Annotated in this window: 15 protein-coding genes and 1 riboswitch; all 15 genes read right to left on the bottom strand. The window is 61.1% G+C overall.

Going from position 1 to position 18,400, the window contains the following annotated elements; genetic code table 11:
• Positions 1-40 precede the first annotated feature (40 nt).
• The gene (locus tag AC1RAD_RS02715; protein WP_492733752.1) at positions 41-658 is read right to left on the bottom strand and encodes a NeuD/PglB/VioB family sugar acetyltransferase; all 618 of its coding nucleotides are present in this window, start codon (positions 656-658) and stop codon (positions 41-43) included.
• Positions 659-819: 161 nt separating this feature from the next.
• Positions 820-1,218: a GtrA family protein gene (locus AC1RAD_RS02710; protein ID WP_492733751.1), complete on the bottom strand. Its 399-nt coding sequence runs from the start codon at positions 1,216-1,218 to the stop codon at positions 820-822.
• A gap of 34 nt (positions 1,219-1,252) precedes the next feature.
• Positions 1,253-2,203, bottom strand: coding sequence for an NAD-dependent epimerase/dehydratase family protein (locus AC1RAD_RS02705; protein ID WP_492733750.1), 951 nt, complete (start codon positions 2,201-2,203; stop codon positions 1,253-1,255).
• Positions 2,200-3,171 (bottom strand): glycosyltransferase, encoded by a 972-nt coding sequence (locus AC1RAD_RS02700; protein WP_492733749.1) that lies wholly within the window; start codon positions 3,169-3,171, stop codon positions 2,200-2,202. The genes AC1RAD_RS02705 and AC1RAD_RS02700 overlap by 4 nt, the downstream gene beginning before the upstream one ends.
• 80 nt (positions 3,172-3,251) lie before the next feature.
• On the bottom strand, positions 3,252-4,793 hold the full coding sequence (locus tag AC1RAD_RS02695) for a glucosyltransferase domain-containing protein (RefSeq protein ID WP_492733748.1): 1,542 nt from the start codon (positions 4,791-4,793) through the stop codon (positions 3,252-3,254).
• Between the two features lie 122 nt (positions 4,794-4,915).
• Entirely contained in the window at positions 4,916-7,150 is a 2,235-nt protein-coding gene (locus AC1RAD_RS02690; RefSeq protein WP_492733747.1) for a glycosyltransferase family 2 protein, read from the bottom strand.
• A gap of 221 nt (positions 7,151-7,371) precedes the next feature.
• Positions 7,372-8,370, bottom strand: coding sequence for a UDP-glucose 4-epimerase GalE (gene galE / locus AC1RAD_RS02685; RefSeq protein WP_492733746.1), 999 nt, complete (start codon positions 8,368-8,370; stop codon positions 7,372-7,374).
• Positions 8,367-8,921 (bottom strand): dTDP-4-dehydrorhamnose 3,5-epimerase, encoded by a 555-nt coding sequence (gene rfbC, locus AC1RAD_RS02680; protein WP_492733745.1) that lies wholly within the window; start codon positions 8,919-8,921, stop codon positions 8,367-8,369. The genes galE and rfbC overlap by 4 nt, the downstream gene beginning before the upstream one ends.
• A 191-nt stretch (positions 8,922-9,112) precedes the next feature.
• Positions 9,113-12,517: a glycosyltransferase gene (locus AC1RAD_RS02675; RefSeq protein ID WP_492733744.1), complete on the bottom strand. Its 3,405-nt coding sequence runs from the start codon at positions 12,515-12,517 to the stop codon at positions 9,113-9,115.
• A 72-nt stretch (positions 12,518-12,589) separates the two neighbouring features.
• A complete protein-coding gene (locus AC1RAD_RS02670) occupies positions 12,590-13,516 on the bottom strand; it encodes an NAD-dependent epimerase/dehydratase family protein (RefSeq protein ID WP_492733743.1) in 927 nt (308 codons plus the stop codon).
• Positions 13,517-13,519: 3 nt separating this feature from the next.
• Complete coding sequence (locus AC1RAD_RS02665; RefSeq protein WP_492733742.1) at positions 13,520-14,236, bottom strand: sugar phosphate nucleotidyltransferase; 717 nt, start codon at positions 14,234-14,236, stop codon at positions 13,520-13,522.
• Between the two features lie 13 nt (positions 14,237-14,249).
• On the bottom strand, positions 14,250-15,254 hold the full coding sequence (locus AC1RAD_RS02660; protein WP_099794925.1) for a GDP-mannose 4,6-dehydratase: 1,005 nt from the start codon (positions 15,252-15,254) through the stop codon (positions 14,250-14,252).
• A gap of 37 nt (positions 15,255-15,291) precedes the next feature.
• Positions 15,292-16,179, bottom strand: a complete 888-nt coding sequence (gene rfbA, locus AC1RAD_RS02655; RefSeq protein WP_492733741.1) for a glucose-1-phosphate thymidylyltransferase RfbA — start codon at positions 16,177-16,179, stop codon at positions 15,292-15,294.
• A 39-nt stretch (positions 16,180-16,218) separates the two neighbouring features.
• Positions 16,219-17,109: a dTDP-4-dehydrorhamnose reductase gene (rfbD, locus tag AC1RAD_RS02650; protein ID WP_492733740.1), complete on the bottom strand. Its 891-nt coding sequence runs from the start codon at positions 17,107-17,109 to the stop codon at positions 16,219-16,221.
• Complete coding sequence (gene rfbB / locus AC1RAD_RS02645; protein ID WP_492686379.1) at positions 17,106-18,185, bottom strand: dTDP-glucose 4,6-dehydratase; 1,080 nt, start codon at positions 18,183-18,185, stop codon at positions 17,106-17,108. Before rfbB ends, rfbD begins: the two co-directional genes overlap by 4 nt.
• A gap of 118 nt (positions 18,186-18,303) precedes the next feature.
• A riboswitch (glycine riboswitch) is annotated at positions 18,304-18,394 on the top strand.
• Positions 18,395-18,400: the final 6 nt, after the last annotated feature.

Here is an 18,400-nt window from a genome sequence, read left to right as displayed (position 1 = left end):
GATAAAGGCTTGGGCCGAAAACAGGACAGCAGGGGCGGCGTCACCCCCCGCGGCGAATGGGGCGTGCCGGAACACCAACGACGGTCGATCCGGGCTCGACGTCCCGGATCACCACGGCACCGGCACCCACCGTCGACCAGGCACCGATCACGACACCTGGCGCGACGCAGACGCCCACGCCCAGATTGGCGCCCTCTTGAATCGTGACGCGCCCGGCAAGGGCGCACGAAGGCCCGAGATTGACGAAATCCCCAAGCACACAGTCATGAGCGATCGTGCAGCCGGGATTGATCAGGCCGTGGGCCCCGATCGAGACATCCGTCGTGATGTTGCAAGGGCCGATGATCATGGTTCCTTTGCCGACCGAAACGCAGGAGCCGATCACCGCTGCCGGATGCCGCACCGTGACGAACGCAGTGCTGGCCCCCAGAGACACTGCGGCGCGTTGACGCGCCCTGCCGTCCCCGACCGCCAGGACGAAGTGCGCGGCAGGGTCCGGCAAAGTCGCCAGACGCTCGGCTCGCACTGGCAGACCCCGGATATCCGTGACCGGGAAGCCTGGATCGACCATGAAGCCGGAAACATGCTCCCCGGATGCCTGCAAGGCAGACAGCACTTCGCGTCCCAGTCCACCCGCTCCATAGATAAGAAGAGTCATGTGCAACGGTGTGGTAAGTCAGAAGAAAGGTGTCCCGCGCCGAAGCAAGTCGGGCGAGTATACGGTTGACATTTCATACCTGCCGCACCCAGGTGCCACCGGCAGCACACCTATGAAAAACAATTCCAGTAGACCTGCATCCACGCAATGACCAAGCTGTTTCACGGGCCGGCCGGGCGAAACACGATGTACCTGCTCGCCAGATAGGCTGTGATCGTATAGACGGGCATGCCCATTGCCTGTCCGAGATAGCTATTCACTCCAAGATGCTCTATTGCAACAATGACTGTCAGGAGATTTGCACCATACGCAACCGCGGTCGCAAGGATGAATTTCGCTACCGCAGTCAGTTGCCGCCCTTCGTACGCAAACGTCCAGCGGCTGTTGAGAGTGAAGCTTATGCACAATCCAACGCCATAACCGATGAGATTCGCAACGACATCCCTCGCGCCGAAGAAATACTTCGCTGCAAAAATTATCGATAGTCCGCTCAGCGTGTTTATGACGCCTACAACGAGAAATCGAATGAATTGAGAAGAGAAAATATTGCTTCCCTTCATTTTTCAAAATAGCTTCACAATATCAATCCCGACTTCATTGGCGGCGAGGATTTGCATGAGCGCATCGCTCAGCACTCAACAACTGAGAAATCCCCACCGTGAGGCTGCGAATTTTTCGCATGCGCGCCCCGTTTGGAAGAACGGAACGAAATTGAACACGCCGAGAAAACAGCATGGATGACCCGTTGACGCCGGTCGTGATTTTTGGAGACTTTTTTGCAACCCTTTTGAATATGGAGATTATCTCGGCGATTGTCACTGGACGCTCCGAGGCAATTATCTTCACGAGCGCACCGGGATTGAAATTCAATTCATCGAGCACTGCAGTGATTTCCATTGCCGCATCGTCAACCGAAATATAATCGCGAATAGTGTCGATGGGAACGTAAATTTTGACCGGCTTATTTCTAACAATGCTGCGCGCAACATGGGTCAATAGCCCCTGCGGCTTTCCCGTCGCCTGACCCGCACCATAAAGTGTGGATATGCGGGCAAGGAGTACCGTCATTCCCGGATTCGCAACGCAAAACGATCGCAGTAAATCCTCTTGGCTTAATTTCTCCCGGCCGTACGCACTGTTAGGCGCAGGCGGGGACCACTCGGTGATCACTTCGTCCGAGCAAGCCGCGTAGATCGCGCCCGCAGAGCTTGAGAAAACGAGCTTGCCGGGTATCGATAGGAGCCGCGCGTCTGACTGGATCAATTCAAGCAGCCAAGCCAGGGCACGGGTCTCTGGCCCAAGCGATTCTTCGGAACTTGCCATGGTTCCCACACCCGCAGCCCAATAGATTTCCCAGTGGTTCGCCCGACTCGCCTGAGCGGAAAACTCACGAACCGCCCTTTCGATCTGCGAGCGCAGCCTCGCTTCATCGGCCCACTGGAATCGCTCCGAGGGCTCAAATGGTCTTACGCCTCGCAACGAGAGCGCTCGACACAAGGCCGACCCCAGCAGGCCTCGCGCCCCCAGCACCCAAGCCAGCGTCATGAACGGTTCGATCGGGTCGGTTTGGAGCTGACCACGTAAAGCGGCTTGCCCATTGCGATCCCCATCGTCACTGCCAAATATTCCGCAATGACTCCGAGCGCCGTCAGTATCACCCCGGAGAAAAAAGCCACCACAACCGCCAGCGACGCCCAGCCCTCCACGGGAACCTGTCCTGTGTATTTTTCATACAAGGCATACATCGCGAAGCCGACAGCAAACAATATTGAAAAGGCACCAACAACCGTGATCAGGCGGAGCGGCCGGGTTCCGGTCGTCAAAACCAGGCTCCAGAAATGCTTCACAAGCGAAAGAAAAGAATAGCCCGACGGTCGGCCAAACTCTTCTCTGAGCTGAAGCGGGCAATGCCCAATGCGGCCGGTGATCCAGAAAAGCCCGACATCAAGGTACACACCGTTTCCGCAATACGCCGACAAGGTGCGCGCTATTTCACCATCGATCAATCTGAAGCTGTTGAAGCGGCCAATGGAGGCGTTGCCCAAAAGCCGCATGCTGATTATCTTGGCGGTCTTGCTGAAAAAATTTCTAACGAACCCGTGCGGCGCCGGATTTGTGGGCTGGGCATAAACAAGCTGCAAACCCTCCCTAAGCGCCTGATCGATCAGGGTCTGGATACTTGCTGGATCCTGTTGCCCGTCTTCATCCATGGTGACCACCCAGTCACCCGTTGCACTCGCCATGCCGGCCATCGTTGCGGCGTGCTGTCCGTAATTGCGAGACAACCATACCGGATGAACAAAAGAATACTTCTCCGCGAGCGCGCCAATCACGACATCCGAACGATCCGGCCCGCAATCGTGAACGAGCAATATCTCGCACACAAAAAACTCGGTCCCGTCGGCCGTTTTTTGAGGCGAGGTGAATTTCTCGATCTCCGCGACAAGGGCGGCAAGCGTCTGCTCTCCCGCATAAACCGGAATCACGACGGATATTCGCTGAGAGTCATTCATTGCAGTACATCACATGCTCAATTATCGAAAAACCATTCCGCTTCATTTTTCCGCAAAGACAACGGAAAAATCAAAGAAATTCATTTATCCAAACAAATCACAGCCAAGTTTCCAATCACGGAAACTGACTCTTCGCTTGGCCACGCTGCCGAGGTTTTGCAGAGATTTTCTCCTTGAATCGCCTGCTCGCCAACCGCTGGCTTGAATCGATATCCGGAAGTCTCCAACAGCAATGGCAATTTTGAATAAATCGGATAGAGCGCAGACACGTTCATATCACCTTGGATGGTGTTCAACCCTGCTGGATATCCGCCTCTGCCACCGCCAAAAGAAATGTATTCAACTTTTTGAAAATCAGCCTTCTGTTCAAGGCGCGCAACAATTCGATTGACCTTCATCCGGTCCCACGCGTTCAAACGCTGCTGATCGGCGAAAACTTGATTGCTCTTGAAAACAAAAGACACAATCAAAATAGCCGGAAGCACCATAAAGACGGCCGCAGGCATTTTTTCCAGCCTCTGGCGCAATATCGGATACGCGAGCAAGAGGATCAATCCGATGATCAGCGACGTCTGCGACAACACCCTGGGAACCGGCCACCAATCCTTGAAAGGAAGGATGACGCCCACTGTCGCCAACGCAAGCAACGGTGCCGCAAGCACGAAAATCGTCTTTTTGACTCGAGATTTTCCTTCTCCTGGGCCTCGAAAAACTTCAACGCACACTGCAAGGCCAGCGATGACAAGCATCACGGCGATGATGACTTTCACCCAATGGGCTCCCATGGGCTCCCCGAGCCAATATATCTTGGCAATCAGCTCAAGAATCTGAGAGATTCTCTCGGGCACTTCGTGCAATTTGATAAATTCTGCACGGCTCGTCAAGCTGATAAGGCCAAATCGCTTGGATATGGTCACTATTGCCATGAAAAGCACGACGGAAGCCAAGCACACAAGCAACAGACTCAGGGCTCGCCTGCGATAGTCGACGGCAGGTCGGTTATCCGATGTCGATCTGCTTCTAAAGACCTCACCAAACAGGATCGAAAAAATCAGCGCGATTGAAAAATAATTCAAAAAGCCCTGATATACAAAAAGCATTGCTACCGTTGCAGCAAAAGAAATCAGAAGGTTTCTATTTCTCCTCCCCGCGTCTCGCGACAATGCTTCGAGCGCAATGATCGTAAGCAATGCTCCAACGCAATAGCCTGGAAGCACCATGCGAAAGGTAAGTATTTCGGCAAGATACGGATGCGCCACCATCAGCGAGCCCGCAACGAGGGCGCCAGGGCTATCGACCGCTCCCACAAATCTCAATACCGCCAGAACCAATCCAGCTTGCAGCAACAACGAAAGAAGGCCCAAGGAAATATAGATGTCGGCTATATTTACACCTAAGGCATGTATGGCTCCATCGATTGCCGCCAGGAAAAAACGACCTTGCGCAAGAAAGACGTCAAACTCACTCGTTGAAAATCCTTGCCCGAATGAGTAATCGTCCACAGCAAAGCCTCGATCAAGGACACCACCTCTTGCGATCAAGGCAATTCCGAAGAATATGAGGAGCAGCTTCAAGTGCCCTGATTCGAGCAAGTCGTCAATTTTGTTTTTTTCTGTTTTCATTAGACAGGTGACTCAAGAAAGCACAGACCTATTTTCAATTTACTTCAATTCCGGGAGCTGAAAATTCTGATCCAACCGATTCAATGCGCTGTATCCGTTGCCAAAATCCATGAGTCGAATGCTCATTTGCGGCGAACGAAGCGATAAGCCTGCCAGGTCCAGCGGGCAGCCAACACGCCACCCCGAATGATCCAAGGCGCGTTGCGCTCGAGCCAGCGCGAAGCCTTGAGGCTCGCGAAAACGATCTGTTCGTCGTATTGCCCCCCCGATCCAAAGAGCCCGCCGATGAGTTCTTCCGCCGTGGGCTCCATCCTGGGAGGCGCGACCACGGAGTCGTCGACAGCCTCCGACTGATTGCCGGCGACCGCTGAGCCAAGGCCCACCACGAGCTGCCTGGATTTCTGCCTGAGCGATGCGGAGGCACTTGTTCGCAGCAGGTCGCTGTATTCGATGCGCCTGCGGGCAAGATCGCGCGGCGTGTGCACCATGGAATTGCGCCGCTTCCTGTAGAAGAAGAAGACGTCGGTGGTCACGATGGACCGCAGGCCCGCATCGCACATCCTCATGAAGAGCGACCAGTCTTCGTAGCAGCTCAAGCTCTCCAGGTAGGGGAACCGTTCCATCGCCGATCGCCTGAAAAGCGCAGTTGCGGTGGAGAACCTGTTCTCGAGCAATCCGGCGACAACAGCCTCGCCGGAAAACATGGCGTAGTCACGGCAGGGGTTGACGGCTGCTCCCACCACGGGCGGCACGTCCCCATCGATGAAGTAGCCCGCCGGCGTCACGACGATATCGAACTCCGCGTTGTTCTCCAGCGCGGCCACACCGACCTCGAGAAAGCGCGGATGGATCAGGTCGTCGGCGTCGAGTGTCAGCACGTACGGTCCGGTCGCATGACGAACGCCGACATTGCGCGCTCCCGCCAGACCGACATTCGCGGCCAGCCGGATCACCTTGACGCGCGGGTCCGCGCTGCGCGCGAGTTCGTCGATTCCGAGCACGCTCTGTGCGTCCGTCGACGCGTCGTCCACCACGAGGATTTCGATGTTCCCGTAGTTCTGCCCGATCAGGTTCTCGAGCGTCGCGGGCAAATAGCCCCCGAGGTTGTAGTGAGGCACCACGACCGAGACCAGGGGAGGTTGTTCACCCAATGCCCGCCACGCCCGCTTTCGCTTCGCCGCGGAGAGCCACGGCCACGGACTCTCCGGATGACGTACCGGCACCAGCTTTTCATTGCGGGCGAAGTTGCGCTCCAGCACCTCGACCAGCCCGGTGGGCGTTCCATCGAACTTTAGGCAGTTGATCCCGTCAAGCCAGGGCGTGCCTTCGCCGAACGCGGGATTCGCCTTGTTCAGGATCACGCGCCCCCCCTGAAGCGACACGTCCAGTGCCGCCGTGGCTGCTGCCTCGAAGGCACCGGGGAACACGATCGTCGCATTCGCGGCCAGCGCGTCGAACACGTGCTGCTCCGCCTGCGCCAGAAAAACGGCACGCTCGACAAGCGTCGGCGGAACCAGCCGTTCGATCTGCGCACGATAGGCCTCGTCGGTGCTGCGCGCATCCAGCGTCATCGCGCCGGTGTACTGCGGGCAATTGCGCATCAGGCCGACGACGCCGCGCACGAAGAGGTCCGGGCGCCCCGATCGCTGGAATTCGGAGGCGAAGACCACGGCTTGATCCATTGATGCAGGCACCGTATCGGTGGCGAGCGACGTGCGATCGAACGGCACGTGGCAGAGCACCCGAGGCTCCCATTCCTGCACCGGGAAATCGAAGATGTCGCGCACGGCCTCGCTCACGGCGAGACTGGGCGCCACGACGTAGTCGCAATCGCGCAGGCATTTGCGCTCAAGGTCGCTCAAGTTGAGATCTGCGATCGCGAGCGGTCTCGCTTCAGCGTGCAGGAGCGCGGTGTGCGATCCGTGAAGACGAACGGCCACGGTGGCATCGGGCAGAAAGCCCTGGAGCCGGCATTCCTGCAAGGTACAGAATGCCAGCCCCCCGAGATCCGGAAACTCCAGGTAGTCGATGGGGCCGCTCTTGCTCAATTCGGCCAGGGCCCTGAAGACGCATGCCGAGCGCCAATGCCACAGCGTGTTCGAGTACGCCGAGGCGGGTGGATGATGGCGCGAATCGGTGAAGCGGCCCTGGGTCGCTCGTGTGTCGACCTCGACCAGCTCCACGTGAGGGAACGCGGCCTTGAACGCCGTGGCATCGACGGCGGCATCGACCATCACCAGGGTCGTGCGCTTGCGGTCTGCTTCGTCGAGCGCACGCAGCATGTTGCGCATCACCCGGCCGCTGGCCCCGGGCGTGTACGGAGTCAGCTCCGTGGAAACGAACACGAGACGGCTCATTCAGCTTCCCTGAAAGCGCCGGCGACGCCGGAGTGCGACAGCGGCGTTCCGCCGGCAATACCGTGGCCAACTCGCACGCCGCCGGGAGACCCCGGATTGGCGCACACCGTCGCGCCAGCCGACAACATTGAATCAGACACTGCGTCTCCCCCATCCCGCTTCGGGATCTTTTTCATCGTCTTACATCGGCTGATTCGCCCGCAAGCGATCGCCTGTTCTCTTCAGCCGCGGTTCGCAGCCTGCCACCGCCATGCATCGCGGCACATCTCATCGACATCGCGCTTGGCAACCCAGCCCAGCAGCTCGCGCGCAAGACTCACATCGGCAAAGCTGATGCCGATGTCCGCATCCCGCCGCGGCACGATCTCATAAGGGACACGCTGGCCACTGACCCGCTCGAACGTCCGGATGACTTCCAGCACCGAGGTTCCATGTCCTGTTCCGAGATTGACCACGATGCGAACCTGATTCTTCGTGAGGAAATCGAGCGCAGCCACATGCCCCTCTGCAAGATCCATGACATGGACGAAATCGCGCACGCCGGTTCCATCGTGGCTCGGGTAATCGTCGCCGAAGATCTGCAACGACGGACGGATCCCCGCAGCCACCTGACACACCAACGGCATCAAATTGCTGGGCGTGCCCAAAGGGCTCTCGCCGATCAACGCACTGGGGTGTGCGCCCGTCGGGTTGAAGTACCGGAGCGTCGCAATGCGCCATTGCGGATCCGAGCGACCCAGTTCATTCAGCAAGTCTTCCACGACCAGCTTGGTGCGCCCGTAGGGATTGCTCACCGCACAGGGTGCGTCCTCGGCAACCGGCATCGGCTGCTCGGGCCCATAGACGGTTGCAGATGACGAGAAGACCAGGGTCTTGCATCCCGCACGCGCCATCGCCCCCATGAGCGCAATGGAACCGTGCACGTTGTTGTCGAAGTAGTCGATCGGCTGGCTGATCGATTCGGTCACCGCCTTCAGCCCGGCGAAATGCAGAACCGCGGACACCGGATGGCCTGCAAAGACCTTGTCCAATGCCGCCGAGTCGCGGATGTCGCCCTGCTGCCAGACCACGGGCCGCCCGATGATTTGCTCCATGCGCGCCAGGACGGCTGGGGCGCTGTTGGAGAAATTGTCGAACACCACGAATTCATGCCCGGCACGCGCCAGCTCTATGCATGTGTGGGACCCGATGTAGCCGGCCCCGCCAGTGACCAGAATCAACGCCCGACTCCGGCAAGGCTGTCGGCGAGCGACGGCGCGGCGGCGTCCTTCGCCGACAGGATCGGGGAAGCACCGAACAGCGGCCATTCGATGCCGATCGCCGGGTCATTCCACGCAATGCTCCGCTCGTGGGCGGGCGCATAGTATTCGGTGGTCTTGTAGAGGAAGTCGGCGCTTTCGCTCAACACCAAGAAGCCGTGCGCCAGGCCGGGAGGAATCCAGAGCTGCCGGTTGTTGTCCTCGCTCAGTTCGACCCCCACCCATCGCCCGAAAGTCGCCGACGTGGGGCGGATGTCGACCGCGACGTCAAACACGGCGCCGCGAGCCACGCGGACCAGTTTGCCCTGTGCCTGCTCGACCTGGTAATGCAGCCCCCGCAACACGCCCTTCGACGAGCGGGAATGGTTGTCCTGCTTGAACGTCAGCTCCGAGCCGGTCGATCGCCGGAACACCTCCTCGTTGTAGCTCTCGAGGAAGAAGCCTCGGGCATCACCGAAGACTTTGGGCTCCAGGACAACGACGTCCGGAATGCTGGTGGGAGATATTTTCATACTTCATCGTTAGGGAAACGCTCGCCGTCAAACCCGGCGCCACGATCAGGGCATTGTTATCCAAAATCCTGACTGGATTGCCCCGGCGTTACTCCCCTTGCCCAGGTATCCATGCCAGGAGATCGTGAAAACAACGGTGCGGCCTTTGGCGACCTCTCCCGCAGGTGTTGTACGGCGTTGGCTGGGCTGCTTCACCCCTGCCCAATCAAGCGCCGCAATTCGCTCTCATATTGCCGGAGCATTGCCTGAATGTCGAAGCGACGTTCCGCGAAGGCTCTGGCGGCCAATTGAAAGTTTTCGAGCTTCTGCTTGTCCGACGCAAGCTCTTCAATCCTGCGAGCGAATTCGTCGTACGCACCGGGTGCACACAGATAGCCCTGCTGCCCTTCTTCGATCATGTCCGGCAGTGCCCCGACCCTGGACGCGATCACCGCCGTCCCGCTGGCCAATGCTTCCATGATGATGTTCGGTCGTCCGTCAAGCCGCGACGGCAGGCACAGGATGTCGCACGCCTGGAGGTAAGGCCTGAGATCCGCGACGGAGCCTTTCAACAAGAATCTCCCAGGCGGGAAATTGGCCGCTGCAATGGCCGATCTGAGCTCCGGCTCGAGAGAGCCGGTGCCAGTCATCAGGAACACCACATTCGATTCGCTGGAAATGCGCTTCGCTATTTCGACGAAGCCCAGAGGGTCTTTTTCCTCGGACCAACGGCCAAAGAATCCGACGACTGTTGCGTTTCCAGGAATATCGCCGGCCATCGGGGAGGGCTGCCCCGGATCCGCCGGCGCGTTTTTTTCCAGATCGACACCGCTTTCCACCAGGCTGATGCGCTGCGGGGATTCGCCTGCGGCGATCAACCATTCCCGCACTTCGGCATTTTCGATGAAGGTCAGGTCGATGCAGTCGGCATACCGCCGGTTGTTGGCTGTATGGCCCACCGTATTGAAAAGCAGGTCAGCCACGGCAAGACGCGGATACCTGAGCTTCCATGCGGGCAGGCAGTCATACGCAAAAGCACTGCCGATCACCCAGAGGATCTGGACATCCCTGGATTGCAACAGGTGATCGAAAAAGTCGCGCCAGTATTCAGGCTCGAGAAACCGCGGCAGATGGAATATTTCCGGCGTTGCCGATTCGAACCAGGAGGTGGTATCGCCGTGGGCTTGCCCCACGGGCACGGTCGTCACGATCACCACGCGCCACCCGTTTCGCACCAATTGCGCCACGATGGCGCTCAACAAGCGCTCGGCGCCGCCCAGCACCAGGAATGGCAGCGCGATCAACAAGGTGGGGCCGGTGGCCGCCAGAACATGGAAATCGCGCCGGGTCGCAAAAGACTGCGGCGGACGAGCCGGTGGAGAAGCGCCTGCCGCTCTCGCAGACTGAAGTGCGTCTTCCGTCAGCACGTCTTCGTTGAAGCGATGGACCAGCAGCTTCTGGATTTCGTTGTCGAGCACGTCGCTTCTATTGCTCAGCGTGTTGCCGTGGCTGCGATAGTGGAAAAGCGGCTCGCGAATGCCGATGAAGCGCGCGCCGAGCGCCGCAAGGCGCACCCAGAACAACCAGTCCTCGTGGACATGCCCCGTGGTCGGGTCCGTGTCCCGGTAGCCGCCGGCCTTGCGCCAGAACTCCCTGCTGTACACGGCGCAAGTGAGCGCATTGTTGCCGTCGAGCAGCATGTCCAGGGTCGGGCGTTCGTGCGGCGTCCAGACATCCGATCTGTCGCCAAAGAACTGCAGCCCCGGCGAGACCACCCCGTAACCGGAATGCTCCAGCATGAAGACCGCCTTCTCGATGTAAGTCGGCGCGATGCGGTCATCGGCATCCAGGCAGCAGATGTACTTGCCCCTGGCGTGACTGATGCCGAAGTTTCGGTTGGCGCCGGCACGGTACGGCTGGTCCTGCAGCAGCAGCCGCAGCTTGGGCGACGCCTTGGAGACGGCATCGATCAGGCGCTGACGGGAGTCGGGGGAGCTCGAGCCTCCCTCCACCACGATGATCTCGATGTCGGTGAAGGTCTGCGCCTCGACCGAGCGGATCGCCTCGCCCACGAGGTGGCCGTAGTTGAAGCAAGGAATCACGATGCTGACGAGCGGCCGATCCGATGGCCAGTCCTGCCCGCTCGGCGGTTGCACGGCATCCGGCACGACGCCTGCCGGTGCGAGGAGACGGACCGCCGCCGCGGTGCGCTTCGCGGCCTCCAGGTTCCTGGCGCCGCTTCCGGCCAACGCGCGCCGGCGCCTGAATTCCCGAAGGTGATCGAAGATGCGACCCCGAAGCGTCCACCACGCCAGCTTTGCGACTTGTTTCGCCCGTCGTGCAGCGCGGGGATTGCTCGTCGCCCAGCGACGCAAGGGCGTCGTGGCTCGCCATGCGATGGTTTGTTGCATGGCCTCCACCCGACCCGCGGCCTCCAGCGCCCGGTGTTCCATGGCGGCGGTCTTCGCGACCTCCTCGGAGAGTTTCCTGCGAAGCGCCGCAGCCTCGCCCTCGCGCTCCGCGGCCCGCCTGATCTCGAAGTTGATGGCCTCGGTGGCCTGCGCCGCATTGAGACGAGCATCCGAGAGGATCACTTCGACTTCAGCCTTCAGGCGCTGGACCTCTCGGCTCGCGGCCCCGGAACTCACCGGTTGCCGGTCGCCGGATTGCAATCTCTTCAGGTCGAACGACCAGAGCTGCCCAATGCGCGCAACCAGCGGCGGCGTGAACTCGCTGCCGTCCAGTCGCGCGAGCGATCGCACCGAGGCTTCGGTCGACTGGCCGGCATGCAGAAGGTGCAGGTGCGTCAGGGCCTTGGCTTCCTCGGTCGTCGCGCCATCGAAGTCGGCGTTCATCAAGCGCTCAAAGGCTTCGTTGGCGCGCGCAACCTGGCGTTCGCTCTTCGTGACGATGCCGACATAGGTCGAGGCGTAGTCCTTGATGGAAACTTCCGCGCCGGTCAGATGAGCCCCGAGCGCCGTTTCGACGATGTGGCGGATCGCCCCCTCGCTCGGATAGTAGATGTGCTCCAGCGAACTGTTCAGCCACGCCGCGTTGCTGGACTCGGCCGACATGACAGGAACCTCGAACAGCAGGAACCCGTCGTCTTTCAGCAGTTCGATGGCTGCGTGGAATCCGCCGCGAAAATCGAGCAGATGCTCGAAGACCGCGATCGCGGTCACCACGTCGAATTCGGCGCGATGATCCTGCACCAGCTGCGGCGCCAGCAGGTCGTTGCCAAGGAGCCGGATGCCCTTGTCCTGCGCCTGCCCGGCGGCCTTGGCGTTGACTTCGATGCCGAACTTGTCGAAAGCGCTTGTGAACTTGTCCAGCAAGTAGCCGTTCGCGCAGCCTATGTCGAGAATCTTCCCGTGGTCGGCCAGCAAACGGACCAGCGCGGCAGCCCAACCCAGTCCGTGCTCGGCCATGAACTCATAGTCCGCATAGCCGCTGCTCGCGCCGTTCACGTAGTAGTTGTCGTCGTAGTACGCCTGCGTGCTCTCCGGCAGGTTGGCGATCACACCCAGGCCGCAATGAGTGCATCGCTTGATTTCCATGCCATCTGCCCGAATGGCGAACGGCTTGAAGCTGGTACCGGAACACGCGTTGCAGATCATTTTTTTGCTTGCCAGTAGAAAACGAAAGGCGGTCCGGCGTGGCGCCGGACACGTCCCTTGCACGCCCTCGATTTAAGTTGCGGAGATCTCTTCGCGCGCGCTGCGCAGGGTCTCTTCGAGAACCGAGTCCATGTCGGAGGGCTCAACGTGAAGCCCCAGCGCCTTCAGCCTGGACGGGTCGCCGACGAAAGCCCTGACATCGCTGTTGCCGCGTCGCGACTCATCGTGCTTCAACTCGACCGGCACGCCGGAGACAGCGATCAACCGCTGTGTGAGGTCCAGCAGACGCTGTCCGTCGCCGCTGCAGATGTTCACCACCTGCGCAGAGGCGTCGCTCGCCAGGGACAGGTCGACAAGAAGCTTCGCAGCGATCCGCACATCCATGAAGTCCCGCACGACATCGAGATCGCCGGTGGACAGCACACCGCCACGCGTGCCCATGCAAGCGATCTGGTGCGCAAAGCTTCCCAGGGCCAGAGACTTCGGCATGCCAGGCCCGATCGGATTGAACAGCCGGGCCACCACCACGGGCAACCCGCGCGAAGCCGCGACGAAGGCGTGGCTCGTCTGCGCCAACTTGCTCGCGCCGTAGGCCGTGTTGGGACGGCAGGCCGCATCCTCGCGCACGGGCTGCTGGGCGGCGGGCACCGCCCCGTATTCGGCGGCGCTGCCGGCCAGGAGCACGCGCGGCTTGCGCGGCATGGCAAGCGCGCCATCCAGCAGGTTGGCAGCGAAGACGACGTTGGCCTCGTAGAGCTCGCCATAGGAGGGGGCGGAGGAAACCCCCGCCAGATGCATGACGAACTGCGGCTCTACGGACAAGAGCAGATCGCGGACCTCGGCCGCATCGGCAGGATCGGCAAGCACGCGCCTTGCCTCGCCTGCGACAGCGGCCCGTTCGGTTCTGCTGACGGCGAAGGCTTCAAGGCCGCGCGCCTGCAGTTCTTCAAGCACCGCCCGCCCGACGAATCCGCTGGCACCGGTGACAAGCACGCGCATAGGCTACTCGGGCAGGAAAAGCTCGCGACTCTCGTCGAACATCTTCTGCGCTGTCGAGTAGTCTTCCGGTCGGCCGATGTCGAGCCAGAAGCTCTCGGGCTGTTGGTGGCAGCGCACCTTCTTGCCGGCCGCGCTCAGCTTGAGCAACAGGTCCGGCATGTCCAGGTGAACACCCTCGCTGACATGCGGCTTCACCGCGTCGCGGTTGAGCATGTAGAGGCCCATGCTGACCAGGTGCTTGCTCATGGGTTTCTCGAGGTAACCCTGGAGATTCATCTCCGCATCGACCTGGATGAGCCCGAAATCGATCTTGACCTCTCGTTCGTAGACGCAGATCGTGGCATCCGATTGCCGCTCGGCATGCGTGCGGACCAGTTGGCCGATGTCGAACGTGGTGAGCAGGTCGCCGTTGGTGACGATGAAGTTCTCGCCGACCTTGTCGATCAGTGCGCCAAGCGGACCGGCCGTCCCCAGAGGGCTGTCCTCGAGGCTGTAGTCGATCTTCAGCCCGAATCGCGAACCATCGCCGCAAAACGCGCGGATCAGGTGATGCAAATGGTTGACCGCAAGGATGACTTCGTCGACGCCGGCGCGACGCAGCTGCCGCAGCAGGAGTTCCAGCACCGGCATGTCCCCCAGGGGCATGAGGGGCTTGGGAAACGAGGCGGTGAACGGCTGAAGGCGAGTGCCCTTGCCGCCGGCCATGACGACTGCTTTCATGATGCTTGCTCCCTCAGACGGTGTAGACCGCAGGGCGGTACAGGTGGATGTTGCGGCGGATGAATTCGATGCTCTGGCGCAACCCCTCGTCCAGGTCGACTTGCGGCGACCACCCCATCAACTTCGCGGCCAGCGCGTTGTCGGAGACGAGCTTCAAGACCTCGCTCTTGTCGGGGCGCATGCGCGCAGTGTCCGCAACGATCTCCTTTTCCACGCCCATCAGCTTGAGGATGCGCTCGGCAAAGTGGCCGATCGTGTAGGTCGAGCCGGTTCCCAGGTTGATGGTCTGCCCCTCGATCCCGGGCGTCACCGAAGCAGCGACGAAACCGGCGACCGTGTCCGTCACGAAGGTCATGTCGCGCTCAGGGGTCAGCGATCCGAGCTTGATCACGTCCTGGGTCAATGCCTGCGAGATGATGGTCGGGATGAATGCCCGGGCGGACTGGCGTGGGCCGAACGTGTTGAACGGGCGCAAGGTCACGACACCGGTGTCGAACGAGCGGTAGTAGCTCTCGGCGATCTTGTCCGCCCCGATCTTCGAGGCCGAATAAGGCGACTGCCCTTGCAGCGGATGCTCTTCGTCGATCGGCACGCGCACCGCGGTGCCGTACACCTCGGAGGTGCTCGTGTGGACGACGCGACGAACCGACAGACGGCGCGCGGCCTCCACGACGTTGAGCGTTCCCTCGACGTTGGTGCGCACGTAGCTGCGCGGGGCAACGTACGAATACGGAATGGCGATCAGGGCCGCCAGATGGCAGACGACGTCGATGCCCTGCATGGCATGCATGACGAAATCGCCATCGTCGATGTTGCCCGCCACGACGCGGAACTGACCCTTCACGTCATCCGGTGCGAATTCGAGATTGCCCCAACTCGATGCGGAACCGTAGCGGACCATGGCCGTGACGTCAGCGCCGGCACGCACGAGCGCTTCGACGAGATGGCTTCCGATGAACCCGCCTGCGCCGGTTACGAGGTACTTTTGACCCGTCAGGGTTTGAGTTGATGCATGCATGACTTGTGCTACCGAAGAAATTGTTGTGTGTCAGTGTTCAGAATGAGTGCTCTTCGGCAAGCAGCCGATTGAGGTACTTGCCGTAGGCATTTTTCTGCAGTGGCAAGGCCAGCCGCGCCAGTTGCTCCTTGTCGATGAAGCCATGCCGCCACGCGATTTCCTCCGGGCAGGCGATCTTCAACCCCTGCCGGTGCTCCAGCGTGGCGATGAACTGCCCCGCCTCCAACAGGCTTTCATGCGTACCGGTATCGAGCCAGGCGTAGCCGCGCTGCATGATCTGCACGTTGAGCCGGCCAAGATCGAGGTACGCCTGATTGACGGCCGTGATCTCGAGTTCGCCTCGTGCACTCGGCTTCACCGCCTTGGCGATGTCGATGACCTGGTTGTCGTAGAAGTACAGGCCCGTCACGGCGTAGTTGCTCTTGGGCTTGAGCGGCTTTTCCTCGATGCTGCTGGCCTTGCCTTGTGCGTCGAACGCGACCACGCCATACCGCTCCGGGTCATGCACGTGGTACGCGAACACAGTGGCTCCCGCGTCCTGCGCGTCGGCGCCGCTCAGCAGATGGGCAAAGTCATGCCCATAGAAGATGTTGTCCCCCAACACCAGCGCGCTCGGCGAGTTCCCCACGAACTTGTCGCCGATGATGAACGCCTGCGCCAGGCCATCGGGACTCGGCTGCACCGCGTACTGCAGGTTGATGCCCCATTGGCTGCCGTCACCCAGCAGCTGTTGGAAGCGCGGCGTGTCCTGCGGCGTGCTGATGATGAGGATGTCGCGCATGCCGCCGAGCATCAGGGTGCTCAGCGGGTAATAGATCATGGGCTTGTCGTACACCGGCAGCAGTTGCTTGCTCATGGCGAGCGTGGCCGGGTGCAGGCGGGTGCCGGAGCCACCGGCAAGGATGATGCCTTTGCGTTGCGTCATGGGGTCTTCTAGTGTGGGAGGCCGGGAAAAATCAGTCGGTCAGAGCGTCTCGCGCAGCATGCGTGCCACGCCTTCCTGCCAAGGCGGCAGTCGCAGGCCGAAGGAGGTCTGCAGCTTGGTGGTGTCGAGCCGCGAGTTGTGCGGCCGCTTCGCGGGCGTCGGAAAGGCGCTGGTGGGCACGGCCTCCACGGCCTGCGGGCCGGCCTTGAGTTCGACGCCGGCCTGCTGCGCCATCTCGAGCACGAATCGCGCGTAACCGTGCCACGTGGTCTCGCCGCCGGCGATGGCGTGGTACAGGCCGGCCTTGGCCGGGTCTTGCAAGGTGGCGCGGATGGCGTGCGCGGTGATGTCGGCCAGCAGCTCGGCACCGGTCGGGGCGCCGAACTGGTCGTCGATGACCGTGAGCTTGTCGCGCTCCTTGGCCAGGCGCAGCATGGTCTTGGCGAAGTTGCCGCCGCGTGCGGCGTACACCCAGCTGGTGCGAAAGATCAGGTGCTTCGCGCAATGCTGCGCCACCAATTGCTCGCCTTCGAGCTTGGTCTGGCCGTACACGCTGAGCGGGCCGGTCGCGTCTTCTTCTTTCCAGGGCTTGGTGCCGCTGCCGTCGAAGACGTAGTCGGTGGAGTAATGCACCATCAGCGCGCCGATCTGCTGCGCGGCCTCGGCCACCACGCCGGGCGAGGTGGCGTTGAGCTTGCGCGCGAAGTCGGGCTCGCTCTCGGCCTTGTCGACGGCGGTGTGCGCGGCGGCATTGACGATGACGTCGGGGCGCACCGCCAGCACCGTGGCGGCCAGCTGCTCGGGGCGGCTGAAGTCGGCGTGGAAGTCGGTGCTGTCGAAGTCCAGTGCGACCACTTCGCCGAGCGGCGCGAGGCTGCGCTGCAGCTCCCAGCCGACCTGTCCACCTTTGCCGAGCAGCAGCAACTTCATGCGGAAGCCTTTGCAGGCGCAGCGTCGTATTGCTTCTCGACCCATTCGCGGTACGCGCCGCTTTGCACGTTGCGCACCCACTCGCCGTTCGCGAGGTACCACTGGACGGTCTTGCGGATGCCGGTGTCGAAGGTCTCGGCGGGCTTCCAGCCGAGTTCGCGTTCGAGCTTGCGTGCATCGATGGCGTAGCGGCGGTCGTGGCCCGGGCGGTCCGTGACGTAGGTGATCTGCTCCTTGTACGGCTTGCCGTCGGCGCGGGGGCTCAGTTCGTCGAGCAGCGCGCACACGGTGTTGACGATCTCGATGTTGGGCTTCTCGTTCCAGCCGCCGACGTTGTAGGTCTCGCCGAGCTTGCCGGCTTCGAGCACGCGGCGGATGGCGCTGCAGTGGTCCTTCACGTAGAGCCAGTCGCGCACCTGCATGCCGTCGCCGTACACGGGCAGGTTCTTGCCAGCCAGCGCGTTGACGATCATCAGCGGGATCAGCTTCTCGGGGAAGTGGAACGGGCCGTAGTTGTTCGAGCAGTTGGTGGTGACCACCGGCAGGCCGTAGGTGTGGTGCCAGGCGCGCACGAGGTGGTCGCTGGCGGCCTTGCTGGCCGAGTACGGGCTGTTGGGCTCGTACTTGTTCTCTTCGGTGAAGGCCGGGTCGGTCTTGGAGAGCGAGCCGTAGACCTCGTCGGTCGACACGTGCAGGAAGCGGAAGGCCGCCTTCTGGTCGGCCGGCAGGGCGTTCCAGTAGCCGCGCACCGATTCGAGCAGGCGGAAGGTGCCGAGCACGTTGGTCTGCACGAAGTCTTCCGGGCCATGGATCGAACGATCCACGTGCGATTCCGCGGCAAAGTTCACGACGGCGCGGGGTTTGTGCTCGGCCAGCAGGCGATCGAGCAGCGCGCTGTCGCCGATGTCGCCTTGCACGAAGACGTGGTTCGCGTTGCCCTTGAGCGACGCCAGGGTCTCGAGGTTGCCTGCGTAGGTCAGCTTGTCGAGGTTCACGACGGGCTCGTTGCCCTGCGCGATCCAGTCGAGCACGAAATTGGCGCCAATGAAGCCTGCGCCGCCGGTAACCAGGATCATGGAGTCCCCTGCATGTAGAAAAAAGTTTGCTTTACCAAAAATCAACATTCAATTATCCCATCGGTGTGAAGTGCCGATGTACAGGGCTTGGCCGGCTTGCGGGGCCCGCCTACAATCGCCAACAATTGCAGGAGAGCGGGCCTCCACGGAGGCCCTACCGAAGGCGCAAACTCCCATAAACGCTCAGGTCGGCCCGACGAAATTCCAGGCAACGC

The sequence above is a fragment of the Variovorax sp. GW823-FHT04B03 genome (assembly GCF_058796495.1).
This window is presented reverse-complemented; position numbering and strand designations above follow the sequence as displayed.